Below are 15141 nucleotides of genomic sequence, written 5' to 3' on the forward strand. Positions count from 1 at the left end.
AAGCAAAGAAAGTTCTATCAAATCAAGGTTCAAGTCAAAAAGAAGTAGATGAAGCACTAGCAAAACTACAAGAAGCAGCTAAGGCTCTAGACGGCAAAGAAACAGACAAGTCAAAACTACAAGCCGAAGCAGGCAAAGAACAAGCAACAAAAGCTGACCATAAATACAAAAATGCAGATAAAGAAAAACAATCAGCATACGACAAAGCCCTAGAGGAAGCAAAGAAAGTTCTATCAAATCAAGGTTCAAGTCAAAAAGAAGTAGATGAAGCACTAGCAAAACTACAAGAAGCAGCTAAGGCTCTAGACGGCAAAGAAACAGACAAGTCAAAACTACAAGCCGAAGCAGGCAAAGAACAAGCAACAAAAGCTGACCATAAATACAAAAATGCAGATAAAGAAAAACAATCAGCATACGACAAAGCCCTAGAGGAAGCAAAGAAAGTTCTATCAAATCAAGGTTCAAGTCAAAAAGAAGTAGATGAAGCGCTAGCAAAACTACAAGAAGCAGCTAAGGCTCTAGACGGCAAAGAAACAGACAAAACAGCCCTCCAAAAAGAAGCAGATAAGGAAGGCTCAACAAAGGATTCTGCAAAATACAAAAAAGCAGATCCAGACAAAAAATCAGCTTATGAGAAAGCACTTGATGAAGCTAAGAAAGTCCTAGCTAAAAAAGATGCAAGTCAAGAAGAAGTAGACAAAGCAAAAGCTAGCCTAGAAAAAGCAGAAGAAGAGCTAAATGGAGAAGAAATTCCAAGTAAAGTTGTAGACAAAACAGCCCTCCAAAAAGAAGCAGATAAGGAAGGCTCAACAAAGGATTCTGCAAAATACAAAAAAGCAGATCCAGACAAAAAATCAGCTTATGAGAAAGCACTTGATGAAGCTAAGAAAGTCCTAGCTAAAAAAGATGCAAGTCAAGAAGAAGTAGACAAAGCAAAAGCTAGCCTAGAAAAAGCAGAAGAAGACCTAAATGGTAAAGATAGTAAAGCTAGTCCTAGTGGAGAAGGAACTTACGAAGTTAAGCTTCCTGAAGTAACTGAGGTTAAAGACCCTGACAAGCTAACAAAAGAAGAAAGAGCTGAGATTGCTGATAAAATAAAGAAAGCAAATCCAAGCATTAAGGATGTCCTTGTTGATGAAAAGGGTAATGCAAGAGTAATCAACAAAGATGGTTCAAAGACAACTATCCAAGCTTCTAAACTTGTTAAGAAGGCTAGTGGGGTACAAGTACCAAATGTACCATCTAAAGATAAGAAAAAAGAAGATGCAAATAAGTCTAAGAATGTAAAGACAGGTGTCGAGTCTTTAGGAGGAGTACTAGCAAGCCTAGTGGCAGCTACAAGTGGTCTATTTGTAAGCAAGAAAAGAAAAAATAAATAATTTACAAGATCAATTTCATAATTGTAGGCATTAAAACTCGGGCTAAATATGCTCGAGTTTTAGCTTTAAATAATGAGATAAACTCTTCGTAAGAAGCTATAAAAATGAATCCGATAATTTACGAAGTATAGAATTTACAAAAACTTATGTATAAAAAGGCAATTATAAGATTAGCATTAACTTGTATATGCAAGATTATTTGCAATCTTAATAAGCAAAAAGCTTAGCTGACGATTAGCTAAGCTTTTACTTTTGTATAATATAGGAGAGATTTATTTTAGTATAATGCGTTTACTTCTACACCGAATCCTGAGATTTTATCTATTTGTGGATAGGCGATTATGATTATTGATCCACTTGCTGGGAGTTTATCGAGATTGTTTAGGACTTCAATCTGATACTTATTTTGGCTTAACCAGTAGTATTCGGCTTCTAATGCTTTGTTTTTATAAAAACTCAAACCTGAGTCAGTGTTTAATGTTTCATGACCTATGGCAGTTATTTTTCTTTCTTCGTTTAGGAATTTTAGGGCTTCTAATGACCAGCCTGGTGTGTGTTCTATACCATTTTCATCTTTATTAATGAAAGCTTTTTCGTCATCAAATTTTGTTGACCAGTCGCTTCTTAGTGCTACGAATGAGTTTTCTGATATTAGTCCGTACTCATCTTCAAATTTTAGTATATCATCTACGCTAAGTTCATAGTCAGGATTTATTTTTACTTTATCGCTTATGTCAATCACATATAGGGGAAGACATCTTTCAAAAAATGGTATATCTAGGAGTGTTCTTGTATTTTTAGCAAAATGATTTGGTGCATCTATATGCGTGCCGTATTGACTACCGATTGTAATTTCATTTCCCCAGAAGCCATCTTTATCTATTGTAGCTATGTTTTTTATTTCAAGTTTTTTAAAAGCTTCAAAGTGGGGAATATCACTTGTTACTGTGTGACTTAGGCAGATGGATTTTCCTTTTTTAAGTTCAGCTAATAGATTTGTGTTGGTAGACATTATTCGCCCCAGAATTCTTCAGCGAGTCTTTGTCCTTGGTCAATTTTTGCCCATTCTTCTTCTTGGCTAAGTTCATTTCCGCAATCGCATGAGGCAAAACCACATTGGTGGGATAGGTAGAGTCTGTTTTTGTCTATAATCTCACTTGCTTTATTTAGGAGGTCAAGGGTTCTTTCTTCATCATCAAGGCTATTTGTCTTACTTGATAGAAGACCTAGGACGATTTCTACCTTATCTCTATCTTTAAATACTTCGAGAGCCTTTAGTGAGCCAGCTCTTTCGTCATCCCATTCAAGATAGAACCTATCGTAGTGTTGATTTTTGAGGAAGAGGTTGGCTATGGAATCATAAGTTCCAGCTCCGAAAAATCTTGATGCGTAATTACCCCTACAGTTGTGGGTGTAAACTAGAAGGCCAAGTTCATGTCCGTAATCAATAACTTCATTGTTTATTGCTATATATTTTTCAGCTAGTTTGATGTCTTTGAGATCTTCCTTGCTTTCGCCATCAAATTGGCTATTGTCAGCTTCATCGGCAAATTGTTCCCACAAGCAATCATCAAATTGTATTATTTCACCACCTATAGCTTTGAAATCGTCCAAAAATTCCTTGTAGGCATTGATAAGATCTGTGCAGAAATCTTCGTTTGACCTGTAATAACTAGAATCTTTTACGAAACCGAAGTTAACAAGTTCTCCGTAGATGTGAGCAGGGGAAGGGATACATTGTTTTACTTCGCTTCTTCCTGCTACTATTTCTTTAAGTCTTCTAAAGTGGTTGATAAATTCATGGTTTTTGCCGGAAAGTTTACCAACAAGTCTGATACCTATATCACGTCTTGTTTCGTACTTGTGGCAGCCATCCTTATCTTCAAAGAAGTAGCCTGAATCTTTTATAAATCTTTCAACCCCATCAAGTCCCCAAAGAAAGTCAAGATGCCAGAGGGATTTAGAATATTATCCATCAGTTACTTGAACAAGGCCATGGGCTAGTTGTTTTTCAACAACGTCTTTTACCGCTTCATCTTCACATTTTTTGTAACCTTCTAAATCTTCGTAGAAAGGATAAGTGATATCTTCTCTTTTTTCTATTTCTCTTTTGTATTTTAGTAAATCTTCATTTCTTAGTAGTGATCCAACAGTTAAAAATCTTTTTGACATATTATTACCTCTTTTTATTATTTTTTTTCTCGAAACATTCTATTAATAATTGGCGCCAATAGAAAATTTAACTATGTATATCCTCATAGGTGAAATCAAAAAAAGCCCCGTCCAATAAAGGACGAAGCTAAAGCTCGTGTTACCACCTAAATTTTATATTAATCTCACAATTAATAACTCATCGGGTACAAACATACCCTATCGCTATAACGGGCGAGACCGTCTTATCTTAAATATCGGATAAGAAACTCAAAGGCCATTTTCAATATAAACTTCCTAAACTATTTTCACCAAACATAGTCTCTCTGTGTAGGTCCTTCATATCTACTTTTCTTCTCACAGTTTATTTTCTATGTTTCACATTATACATGGCTTTTATTTTTCTGTCAAATTTTTACATGAAATATTTATCAAAGAGAAAATATCATTGTCGAAAAGCCCTAAATCAGTCATTTTTAGGTGGGGGATAACTGGAAGGGCCATAAAGCCGAGGCTCATAAAAGGATCTATTCCATCATCTAGACCGAGATTTTTTAATAGCTTATACAAAACTTTATAGGACTTATTGAGTTCATTTATAGATTTTCTAGACATTAATCCTGCAATTTCTAATTTCAAATCACCAAGAATTTCTCCCTTTGAGCTAACTACAAGGCCTCCTTCAATATCAATTAGCCTATTAATAGCAAGTATTAAATCCCTATCATTATCGCCAATAGCAACTATATTGTGGCTGTCATGGGCTATAGTAGAGGCTACAGCACCATTAGTAATTGGATAGCCTGTAATAAGTCCTAGACCTATGTTAGTTTTTTGGCTGTACCTATCGCAGACTACGATTTTTTTGATTCCATCATCAGCATAAGAGAACTTTCCATCAAGGACTTTGACTTTTCTAATCAATTTATCTGTAACTAGGCTATTTTTGTTCATTCCTATTACAAAAACTTGGTCATTTTCTAAATAAATATCCAAATCCTTCTCTTCGATTTTTCTAGCCCTCATAGGAGATTTGACTTTGTCTGTAAATTTTTGCTCATATTTTTTGAAATATTTTCCCTTATCATAAACAAGCTCGCCCTTGTAAAAGACGCTTTTACATTTTAAGTCCTTGAAATCATCAAAAAGGAAAAAGCTAGCCTCATAGGAAGGGGCTATGGCTCCAAGTTTATCGAGCTTATAGGCAGAAGCTGTGTTTATTGTAGCCATCTTTATAGCATCAATTGGATCAAGGCCATAGGCTATTGCTTTTCTAACATTATTATCGACAGAGCCTTCATTTGTCAAATCCTCAGGGTGCCTATCATCTGTACAGAAAAAGCAACGATTTAGATTATTTTTGTTTACTGCTCCAATAAGATTGTCGAAGTCTTTGGCAGCAGAGCCTTCCCTTATTTGAATAAACATTCCCTTTCTAAGTTTTTCTTTCATCTCTTCTTGACTTCTACATTCGTGGTCTGTAGCTATACCAGATTTTATGTAGATATCGAGATCTCTGCCAGTTAGCCCTGGACAATGACCGTCAGCTGTTAAATTTCTTTCCTTAGCCAAGGCGATTTTATCCAAGATATCCTTATCTTGATTGACAAGGCCTGGATAGTTCATCATCTCTCCAAGTCCTAGGACATTTTCGTGGTCTATAAGCTTTGCCAAGTCTTTAGCTAATAATTTTGCCCCGCTTGTCTCAAAAGATGTGGCTGGGACACATGAAGCTAGCATCATATAGATATTAAAAGGCAAATCTTTTGCCTCATCTAAGATGTAGGTCATTCCATCTAGACCACAGACATTTGCAATTTCGTGGGGGTCAGCTATTATAGTTAGGATTCCCCTACTAGTTAGGTATTTACTTAACTCGGCTGCTGAGAGCATGGAGCTTTCTATGTGGACATGGCCATCAATTAAGCTAGGGCATAGGTAGGCCCCTTGGGCATCAAAATATTCTTTAGCGTTTTCATAATAGGGACCAAAGCCCAAGATTTCTCCATCCTTTATTGCAAGATTTTCTTCAAATATTTCTGCATTAAAAACATCAATTATTTTGGCGTTTTTTATGATTAAATCAGCTTTTATTAAATCACTCATAAAACTACCTCCCAAGTATCTTTTAATTATTATAACATTTGTGGGAATTTATGTAAACGTTTGTACAGCTTGTGAAATTAATAAAAAAACTAGCCCCTAATTCACAAAGGAATTAGGGCTAGTTTATATAAATTCTTCTTCTGTCAAAATATAGTCTAGTTTTATGTCGTGATCTTCTATTGGTAGATTTTTGGATTCGAAAACTTTTGCAAAGAGACCAAGGCTAGTCGTCTTGGAATTTTTGAGAAAGCTATCATAAAATCCTCCACCATATCCAAGTCTATTTTTATTTCTATCAAAGGATAGGCCAGGAGTAAGTGTAAGATCTGGGTCTTTGATATTTATACCAGAATAGGAAGTTTTGATTGAAAATTTATCTTCTTCAAGATCGTCTACATTAAGGAGTCTATTGGCAAACATCTTGCTATTTTCTATGAAGGGAACATAGACCTCCTTGCCATCAGCTAAGGCTTTTTCTATTATTTTCTGTGTTTGAATTTCTTTATCCATAGCCACATAAACAAAGATTGTCTTAGCCTTTTTGTAGAGGTCTTTTTCTATTAGCTTATCAAAAATCTTATCTGAAATTTCTTCTATTTCTTCTACATCCATCTCACGGCGGAGATTTAGGAAGAATCTTCTAAATTCGCTTTTAATCATAGGTCCTCTTAATTATTCTTAGTATTTTTTCTTTTATGCTTTTTTTATTTCTTATATTTTTGTCAAAATAGTCTTCCTTGTAGCCTTCCCTATAGGCTGCTATACATTCAGCACCAAGGATTAGGATAGTTGATATCATCAACAGCCAGATAAATAAGGCAAGGATACCTGCCAAGGCCCCATATACTAGGGATTGGTTGGAGAAGTTGTTTGTGAAGTAGGAATATATGAAGCTAGCAATAAAACTTGCAATTGTCGCAAATAGCCCACCACAAAAGGCCTCCTTTACACTTATTCTATTTGAAGCATTGGAAGGGGAATACCTATAAAAGAAACCTACAGCAACAGCCATGATTAAAAATGGGATTGCTATACTTGTAAGCTTAAAAATAGGCGAAGAGATCATATCCAAGCCCTTTTGTACATTTGTGTTGAAGTGAATGGTAAATTTTTCGATTATTTGAGCATTAAAGATGCCAATAATACTTGTATTATATACTTGAAAAATTAGGACAAATACAAGCAAACTAATAAATATAATCGTAAATAAAACACTCATTATTCTTTGTTTGATAGCTTGTTTGTTATTCTTTAGGCCATAGGCATGGTTTATAGCATTTATAAGTTTATTGACTCCTGAGGTGGCAGAAAATAGGGCAAAGAAAATCGTAAGTGTTGTAACGGTTGGTGATTGCGATGAAGCAATCAAGATATCAATAGCTTCAAGAATCAACTTGTTAGTAGTCTTTGGTAGAAATTCTAAAAGATTAATTATTAAATCTTCCTTACCCTCCAAAAAATATGACAGGACACTGACGAGAACCATCATTAGTGGGATTGAGGCTTGGAGGAGGTAGAAGGATAGGGCGGCTGAGTAGGTCATTATATCATGCTTAACCACCCTATTTAACAGATTTAATAAAAATCTCTTGGTCTTAGGCTTCTTTATCTTCATCTTTCAAATACTTATCAAACCAAGCCTTAATCTCTGTAAGCCTTTTAATTCTACCCTTAGGCCTACCAGATCTTGATAGCTCGTGATTTTCACCATGGAAGATATACATTTTAGTGTCAACTCCATTTTCTTTTATCCTCTCATACATCTGTATACCCTGCTCGAGTGGACATCTGTAGTCCTCATCTGAATGGATAAAAAGAGTTGGAGTCTTTACATTCTTTGCGTGCTTGAGAGGAGATTTCTCCCAAACTTTTTCGAGATTATCCCACATGTTAGCACCAGTCTGATCAGGGGCAAAATAGTAGCCTATATCACTTACTCCATAAAAGCTTAGCCAGTTAGAAATTGACCTTTGAGAGCAAGCTGCCTTAAATCTATCTGTGTGACCTATGGCCCAATTGGTCATAAAGCCACCATAACTTCCTCCGTAAATCGCCATCCTGTCCTTATCGATTTGCGGATATTTTTCTATAGCTAGGTCGGCAAAGTTCATTAGATCGTAAAAGTCTACTTCTCCATATTTTCCTCTTATATCAGAAAATTTTACACCTCGTCCACTAGAGCCATGAGGATTGGTATAGATAATAATATAGCCAGCATTGGCAAGGACTTGGTGTTCGTGATGGAAGATATCAGAAAATTCTGTCTTAGGTCCACCGTGAACTGAAAGGATAGTAGGGTATTTTTTATTTTCATCAAAATCTTTTGGTAAGATGACATAGCCCCCGAGCTTATCACCATTAGAGGTAAAATCAAAGCTTTCTATTGGACATACCCAAGTAGCTATTTTATTTTCAACTAAGATATCTCCAGTTGATTTTTCTTTTAACTCACAAAGGCTATTTGATGAAATAGAAGAATAGTAGATATCATTTGTTCCAAGGGCAAAATCTTCCACTTCTGAAGATATTTCTTCTCTTATTTCTCCAGCTAGATTTATAGAATAAAGCTTGCTTTTTTCATATTCTGTAACTAGGAAATAGAGCCTATTATCCTTAACAGCAAAGGTCTTAGTAGATCCAAAACGTGCATCAGTTCCTATGGAATTGCCAAAGGCCATATCAAAATCGTCCGGACTAATTTTTTTATAAGCTCCATCAAAATCACAAGAGTAAATAAAAGAATCTTCGTTGACCCCACCTTTTTTCATATTAGTTCCAACAAAAATTATCTTATCTTCGATAAATCTACTTGTATAAAAAGAAAATTCTTTTTCGATAAGGCTAGTTAGTTTTTTACTTTTGATATCATATAAAAGTAGGTCTTCTCTAAGCTCCATTACTGAATTTGGACTATAATTTGCCCTAAATAACAAGAGCTTGTCGAAGTTTTCGTTAATATCAACAAAGCTTAGCCTGTCTTTTTTATCTAAGTTAAGAATCAATTCGACCTTATCCTTCGCCTTATCGTAAAAATATAGGGCAGAGTCTTCGTCTTTAATGAAGCCTACTCCATTTAGATAAAAAGGAAGCTCGTTAATTTCTTTGAAATAGGAATTTTCTTTCTCTTCTTCCTTAGCTTCTTTGGATTTCTTATCCTTGGCTTTAATTAGGTATAAATCATCCCTAAGATGTCTAATCATACTAACATCTTTTTTGATTGAAAAATATTTTTGACTTACGCCAGAATCTTTCTTGACAAAAAATATGTCTTCATCATCATTACTTTCTTTCTTGTAGACGAGCTTAGAATTTTGGTTGAAGCAAGAAATAGAAGCCTTATTATCATCAGTTACTTGGAAGTTTTCCTTACTTGTTAAATCGTAAATCCAAAAATTTGTATCGTATTTGTTTTCTTTATAGTTAGCCTTAGTTTTTTTGTAGACTAATTTCTTATTATCTTTTGATATATCAAGACTAGATAAAAACTCGTAATCAAGTATATCTTTTATTTCTGTATCTTTCATATTTTCTCCTTTGTACATCTTTGTTTATTATACTTGATAATTGAAAAAAATTAAAAGAAAACGTTTATTAAAATTGATTTTGGGTAAATTAATAAAAAGACAAGAGGAGGGTATTATGAAATTAAATTTAATAGCCAAGAATTTTACACTAACCAATGATATCAGAAATGAATCTATCAAGAAATTTGAAAGGCTAGATAAATACTTCCATGACCAACAAGAGATGGATATTAGATTTGCCAAAGAAGGAAATGACTTCGTAGTAGAAACTACAGCAGTTCTTGATGGTGGCAGAATCCTAAGATCTGAAACAAGTGATAATAGCTACCAAACAGCTATTGATAAGAATATCGATGGTCTTGTTAGACAAGTAATGAAAAATAAGACCAAGCTAATGAAGGGTAGACAAAGTGGAGCAAGCATTAAGTTTGATAATTTCGAAGCTTATGATGACAAAAAAGATGACGAAAAAATCAACATCGTAAGAACTAAAGAAATTAATGTAAAACCAATGAGTGCTGAGGAAGCTATCCTACAGATGGAATTACTAGATCATAACTTCTTTGTATATCTCGATAGCGATGATATGCAAGTGAGGGTTGTATATAGAAGAAGAAAAGGCGACTACGGACAAATCATTCCTAACCTCGATTAGTTATATCATTTCGACCTAACAAGATTTTCTTGCTAGGTCTTTTTTCTTGATTTTTATATTTACTTTACCAAAACAATTTTGCTAAGAAATTTAGTAGCAGAGAATTTTTAATTTTTATGAGATAAAAGTGTTAAAATTATCAAATAGATATTTTTTTATGAAAATTAACTGGTATAGTAGTAAGAGCGAATATTTGAAGTATAAAGAATATATTTTACAAAATTGAAATTATGCTTTAAGATATATATGAAAAACCTATAGGAAGCTACTTATTTTGCTTTCTTGGGAAGAATTGGAGAGTGAATAATTTGGCATTATTTAATTTTTTTAAGTCATTTAGTCAAAAAGAAATCGATCAAAATATGAAATTAGTTGATCAAATTCTTGCCCTAGATGAGAAAATGCAAGAACTGACAGATATTCAGTTACAAGGAAAAACAAGTGAATTTAAACAAAGATTAGCTCAAGGTGAAACAGTTGATGACCTCCTTGTTGAAGCCTTTGCTGTTGTAAGAGAAGCAAGTTTTAGGGTTTTGGGTATGAAGCATTATCCAGTCCAACTTCTTGGTGGTATTGTTCTCCATAATGGACAAATTGCAGAGATGAAGACTGGTGAAGGTAAGACCTTGGTAGCAACCCTACCTGCTTACTTAAACGCCCTTACTGGTAGGGGAGTACACGTTGTTACTGTTAACGACTACCTAGCTAAGCGTGACCAAGAGTGGATGGGTAAGGTACATACTTTCTTAGGCCTAAGCGTTGGTTGTATTATTTATGGTTTAACCAATAGTGAAAGAAAGAAAAATTACCAAGCAGATATCACATATGGTACAAACAACCAATTTGGTTTTGACTATCTAAGAGATAATATGGTTACCTACAAGGATGATATGGTACAAAGAGATCTCCACTATGCTATAGTAGATGAGGTTGACTCTATCCTTATAGATGAAGCTAGAACTCCTCTTATTATTTCTGGCCAAGGGGATGAGTCTACAGATACTTATGTTAAGGCCAATGAGTTTATCCAAACTCTAGAGGGAAGAATCCTTGATCCTAACGAAGATGCTGATATAGATCCTTTCGATAGGGAGTTTAAGGTAGAAGATGTAGACTTCCTTGTAGATGAAAAGAGAAAGACATCAAACTTAACTGAAAAGGGTACAGCCAAGGCAGAGAAGTTCTTTGGCATAGATAACCTTTCAGATACAGATAACATAGAGTTAGCCCACTATATCAACAACGCCCTAAAGGCAAATACTACTATGACAAGGGATATTGATTATGTAGTTAACCACGGTGAAGTTGAAATTGTAGATGAGTTTACAGGTCGTATCATGCAAGGTAGGAGATTTTCTGATGGTCTTCACCAAGCTATTGAAGCTAAAGAAGGGGTTGAAGTTAAGGCGGAAAGTAAGACTCTTGCTACTATTACCTTCCAAAACTATTTTAGAATGTATGATAAGCTTTCAGGTATGACTGGTACTGCAAAGACTGAAGAAGATGAGTTTAGCGAAATTTATAAGCTTGACGTTGTAGAAATTCCAACTAATAGACCTGTTCAAAGAAAAGACGATGTGGACTATGTTTACATCAATGAACGTGGTAAATTTAATGCAATCATAGATGAGATTAATAGGGTTCACGCTACAGGTCAACCAATCCTTGTAGGTACTATTTCAATCGAGGCTAGTGAGAGATTATCAGCTGAGCTAAAAAAGGCTGGCATAACTCATACAGTCCTAAATGCTAAGAACCACGAAAGAGAAGCAGATATTGTTGCCCAAGCTGGTAGACTTAACCAAGTTACTATAGCAACCAACATGGCAGGTCGTGGTACTGATATCATGTTAGGTGGTAACGTAGACCACATGGCTATGTCAAGACTAAAAAGAGAAGGAGTAAGCGAAGAGGTTCTTGAACAAGTAGATTCTTTTGCTGAAACAAGTGATCAAGAAGTACTCGATGCTCGTAAGAAATATAGACACTATAAGGATATATACAGACCAGAAATTAAGGCTGAAGCTGAGAAAGTAAAGGCTGTTGGTGGTCTATATATCATAGGATCTGAAAGACACGAATCACGTCGTATAGACAATCAGTTGAGGGGTCGTTCAGGTCGTCAAGGAGACCCAGGTAAGTCAAGATTCTTCATTTCTCTAGAAGATGACCTAATCAGACTTAATGGTGGTGAAGCAGTAGCTAAGTTTGTAGAAAAATATAACTACGACGAAAATGAACCAATAGTTTCAAGACTCGTTACAAAGTCTGTGGAACGTGCTCAAACAAGGGTAGAAGCTAACAACTTCGCTACAAGAAAAAGAGTCCTCCAATACGATGATGTTATGAATAAACAAAGAACTATCATCTACAACGAGAGAAAAGAAGTTCTTTATGGTCAAAACATGAAAGAAACTATTATAGCTATGATTAAGGATGTTATAGCTAATGCAGTTTATACTTTCACCAACCCAGAAGTTAAACCAGAAAACTGGGAGATGACAGCCCTACTAAACTACCTTCACGGTCTTGCTATTCCTGTAGCTAGCCTTCACTTCGAAAATATCAACTCCTATAGCCAACAAGACTTGATTGATTATATTACAGATGCAACTCTTGCTAAATATGAAGATAAGGAATCAAGCTTTGGCCCTGATAATATGAGAGAAGTAGAAAGAGTAATCCTACTTAGGGTAATAGATCAAAAATGGATGGATCATATTGATGCCATGGATCAAATGAGAAAGGAAATCGGCGTTAGAGCTATGGGCCAAGAAGACCCAGTTAGGGCTTACACTAACGAAGGTTTCGATATGTATGAAGATATGACAAGATCTATCCAAGAAGATACTGTTAAATACATGCTAAGTGTTGAAATTAGACAAAATATTGAAAGAAAACAAGTCCTAAAACCAAGTGAAGAACACCTTGAAGATATAAATGATGATAAAAGTGATGAGAACTTGGAAGGACTTAATAGAGCAGAACGTAGAAGACTTGAACGTGAAGCTAAAAAAACTAATGTAAAGAATTAAGATGAAAGAATTATTTGAACTAAGGTCTGAGATTGAAGACCTATCTCAAAAACTAAAATTAATCGGAGATTCTCTTTGACCCAGCTAGTCTAGAAAAAGAGATTGGAGAATTGGAAAAGAAGTCACAAAGTCCTGACTTCTGGAACGATTCGGACAAGGCTTCGCAAATCATGGCAGATCTTTCCTTAAAAAAGGAAGACCTAAATGAATACAAAAAGCTAGAAGAAGGTATTAGGGATAATGTAGACTTGCTTGACCTTGTTGAGCTTAGCGATAATAAGGAAGAGGATACTGTTAATGCTGTAGAAGAGTCCCTAGAGGCTTTATATAAACTAGCTGATAAGATGAAACTTAAAACTCAGCTAAGTGGAGAGTATGACAAAAACAATTGTTATATCTCAATAAATGCAGGGGCAGGTGGACTCGAAGCTACTGATTGGGCTGATATGCTCTTTAGGATGTATAAAAGATATTTCGATAATGTCGGCTACAAGTATGAGTTAAAGGACCTTAACAATGAGGAGGCGGGAGGTATCAAATCTGCTACCTTGCATGTGAAAGGCCCTTATGCCTATGGTTATCTAAAGGGCGAAAAGGGGGTTCATAGACTTGTAAGAATCTCACCTTTTGATAGTCAATCCAGAAGACATACTTCCTTCGCATCAGTAGATGTCTTTCCAGAATTAGATGATAATTTAGAAATTGATATAGATCCATCTGACTTGAGAATTGATACCTACAGGGCAAGTGGAGCAGGGGGACAACACGTCAATAAGACTGACTCCGCTGTAAGAATAACCCACATCCCAACAGGGGTAGTTGCCACAAGCCAAGCAGAAAGAAGTCAAATACAAAACAAGCAAACAGCTATGAATCTTCTCATGAGTAAGCTTGTCCAAATCAAAGAAGAAGAGCAAAGAGAAAAAATAGAAGATATCCAAGGTAAGTATTCTCAGATCGCTTGGGGTAGCCAGATTAGATCATATGTTTTTCAACCCTATACTATGGTTAAAGACCACAGGACCAACTACGAGATGGGAAATGTTGAGGCTGTAATGGATGGCGACCTTCAAGGCTTCATTGATGCCTACCTTGCAAGTAAGAATAATTAGGTGGAAGGTTACTCCTTCCCCTTTTTTGAATAAGGAGGAAATTTTGAAAGATATAATTCTTACAGGTGATAGGCCAACTGGTAGACTTCACCTAGGCCATTATGTTGGAAGCCTAAGAAATAGGGTAAGGATGCAGGAAGAAGCTAATTATGACAGGATGTATGTTATGATTGCTGATAGCCAAGCCTTAACTGATAATTTTGATAATCCAGGAAAAATCAGAGAAAATCTTATTGAAGTAGCCCTAGACTATCTAAGTGTGGGTCTTGATCCTAACAAGGTAACTTTTTTTGTTCAATCTCAAGTCGAAGAGCTAACTGAGCTTACTTTTTATTTTCTAAATCTTGTTAGTCTATCAAGACTCGAAAGAAATCCAACTGTAAAAGCAGAAATTAAATTAAGGAATTTTGAAACCTCACTTCCAGCAGGCTTTATAATCTACCCTGTTAGTCAAGCTGCCGACATTTTGCTTTTTGATGCAAATATTGTTCCAGTTGGAGAAGACCAAGAACCAATGCTTGAACAGGCAAGGGAGATTGCTAGAAGCTTTAATAATATCTATGGTGAAACCTTCATCGAGCCAAAAGCAGTCCTTCCTGAAGAAAAAATAGCAAGACGTATGCCAGGTATAGATGGGGCAGCTAAGATGAGTAAGTCCTTGGGTAATGCTATCTATCTTGCTGATGATAAAAAAACTCTAAAGAAAAAAGTAATGAGTATGTACACAGACCCTGATCATATAAATATAGATGACCCAGGAAAGATAGAAGGAAATATTGTATTTACCTATCTAGATGTCTTTGCTAAAGATTCGCATTTTGAAAGATTTCTTCCAGAATATGAAAATCTTGATGCCCTAAAAGCCCACTACAAGAGGGGTGGACTTGGAGATGTTAAATGCAAAAAGTTCTTAATCAAAGTCCTAGAAGATGAACTTGAGCCAATTAGACAAAGGCGTGCTCAATACGAAAAAGACTTAGACTCAGTTTTTAAAATCCTTGAAGAAGGAACAAAGAAAGCTAGAGAAAAAGGAAGATCAAAAATCGAAGAAGTAAAGAAAGCCATGGGCATCAACTACTTTGAAGATAAAGATCTAATCAAATTTTTAGAAGAAAAATATAAATAAAAAAGGGGGCTAGTTTAAATTTCCATAAACTAGCCTGTTTTTTGAGAAAGGAA

Annotated in this window: 13 protein-coding genes and 1 other annotated feature; of the genes, 6 read left to right on the forward strand and 7 right to left on the reverse strand. The window is 35.3% G+C overall.

All coding sequences use genetic code 11. From position 1 onward, the window contains the following. The coding region (locus P6936_RS04440; RefSeq protein ID WP_276880961.1) for a hypothetical protein at positions 1-1379 on the forward strand (1379 nt) is incomplete at its 5' end. Between the two features lie 277 nt (positions 1380-1656). On the opposite strand, the gene P6936_RS04445 is transcribed toward P6936_RS04440, so the two are convergent. Both P6936_RS04445 and P6936_RS04450 read right to left on the reverse strand, forming a co-directional pair. Then, a complete protein-coding gene (locus tag P6936_RS04445; protein WP_004836407.1) occupies positions 1657-2391 on the reverse strand; it encodes a cyclase family protein in 735 nt (244 codons plus the stop codon). Next, complete coding sequence (locus tag P6936_RS04450; RefSeq protein ID WP_276880962.1) at positions 2391-2993, reverse strand: hypothetical protein; 603 nt, start codon at positions 2991-2993, stop codon at positions 2391-2393. The genes P6936_RS04445 and P6936_RS04450 overlap by 1 nt, the downstream gene beginning before the upstream one ends. 123 nt (positions 2994-3116) lie before the next feature. Between P6936_RS04450 and P6936_RS04455 the strand changes: the two genes are divergently transcribed. After that, on the forward strand, positions 3117-3278 hold the full coding sequence (locus P6936_RS04455; protein WP_276880963.1) for a hypothetical protein: 162 nt from the start codon (positions 3117-3119) through the stop codon (positions 3276-3278). Between the two features lie 69 nt (positions 3279-3347). Here P6936_RS04455 and P6936_RS04460 read toward each other — a convergent pair whose 3' ends face one another. The 5 genes from P6936_RS04460 to P6936_RS04480 all read right to left on the reverse strand — a co-directional run bounded on the left by P6936_RS04460 (position 3348) and on the right by P6936_RS04480 (position 9160). Further along, positions 3348-3551: a hypothetical protein gene (locus P6936_RS04460; protein WP_276880964.1), complete on the reverse strand. Its 204-nt coding sequence runs from the start codon at positions 3549-3551 to the stop codon at positions 3348-3350. Positions 3552-3665: 114 nt separating this feature from the next. Next, positions 3666-3900 (reverse strand) — a binding site (T-box leader). 26 nt (positions 3901-3926) lie between these two features. Next, complete coding sequence (ade, locus tag P6936_RS04465) at positions 3927-5636, reverse strand: adenine deaminase (protein WP_004836404.1); 1710 nt, start codon at positions 5634-5636, stop codon at positions 3927-3929. Between the two features lie 123 nt (positions 5637-5759). Continuing rightward, positions 5760-6296, reverse strand: a complete 537-nt coding sequence (locus P6936_RS04470; RefSeq protein ID WP_004836401.1) for a 5-formyltetrahydrofolate cyclo-ligase — start codon at positions 6294-6296, stop codon at positions 5760-5762. Further along, a complete protein-coding gene (locus P6936_RS04475) occupies positions 6289-7251 on the reverse strand; it encodes a YihY/virulence factor BrkB family protein (RefSeq protein WP_004836400.1) in 963 nt (320 codons plus the stop codon). Before P6936_RS04475 ends, P6936_RS04470 begins: the two co-directional genes overlap by 8 nt. Beyond that, positions 7232-9160 (reverse strand): alpha/beta hydrolase family protein, encoded by a 1929-nt coding sequence (locus P6936_RS04480; RefSeq protein ID WP_276880965.1) that lies wholly within the window; start codon positions 9158-9160, stop codon positions 7232-7234. Before P6936_RS04480 ends, P6936_RS04475 begins: the two co-directional genes overlap by 20 nt. Before the next feature lie 115 nt (positions 9161-9275). Between P6936_RS04480 and hpf the strand changes: the two genes are divergently transcribed. The 4 genes from hpf (at position 9276) to trpS (ending at position 15088) form a co-directional block, all read left to right on the forward strand. Next, entirely contained in the window at positions 9276-9815 is a 540-nt protein-coding gene (hpf, locus tag P6936_RS04485; RefSeq protein WP_040349270.1) for a ribosome hibernation-promoting factor, HPF/YfiA family, read from the forward strand. 308 nt (positions 9816-10123) lie between these two features. Next, on the forward strand, positions 10124-12850 hold the full coding sequence (secA, locus tag P6936_RS04490; RefSeq protein ID WP_276862738.1) for a preprotein translocase subunit SecA: 2727 nt from the start codon (positions 10124-10126) through the stop codon (positions 12848-12850). A 1-nt stretch (position 12851) separates the two neighbouring features. Then, positions 12852-13962, forward strand: a protein-coding gene (gene prfB / locus P6936_RS04495) for a peptide chain release factor 2 (RefSeq protein ID WP_276880966.1) whose coding sequence is annotated in 2 segments (ribosomal slippage) — positions 12852-12926 and positions 12928-13962 — 1110 coding nt in all. Because the reading frame shifts where the segments join, the coding sequence is not laid out codon by codon here. A gap of 43 nt (positions 13963-14005) precedes the next feature. Further along, the gene (trpS, locus tag P6936_RS04500; RefSeq protein ID WP_040349268.1) at positions 14006-15088 is read left to right on the forward strand and encodes a tryptophan--tRNA ligase; all 1083 of its coding nucleotides are present in this window, start codon (positions 14006-14008) and stop codon (positions 15086-15088) included. Positions 15089-15141: the final 53 nt, after the last annotated feature.

Source organism: Anaerococcus tetradius (assembly GCF_947087635.1).
Lineage (GTDB): Bacteria > Bacillota > Clostridia > Tissierellales > Peptoniphilaceae > Anaerococcus > Anaerococcus tetradius.